Source organism: Acinetobacter sp. GRABPA_MV_2 (assembly GCF_056725885.1).
Genome location: NZ_JBWZNA010000084.1, coordinates 1 through 228, shown reverse-complemented (window position 1 = coordinate 228; position 228 = coordinate 1). Strand labels below are relative to the sequence as shown.

At 45.6% G+C, this 228-nt stretch carries 1 protein-coding gene; it reads left to right on the top strand.

Annotated features, from left to right (window positions below; genetic code table 11):
* The coding region (locus ACXM0J_RS18925; protein ID WP_479750757.1) for a hypothetical protein at window positions 1-228 on the top strand (228 nt) is incomplete at both ends.

The following is a 228-nucleotide window of genomic DNA, read 5'->3' as shown; positions in this document are numbered from 1 at the left end:
TGTAGATGTTGCTGATGCAGATGTAACCTTAACAATTGATACAACTCCACAAGATCTGATTACAGCGATTACGGTTCCTGAAGACTTAAATGGCGACGGTATCTTAAATGCAGACGAGCTTGGTACAGACGGCACCTTCAATGCACAAGTGGCATTGGGACCTGATGCAATCGATGGCACAGTGGTAAATGTGAACGGTACCAACTACACCGTGACAGCAGCTGATCT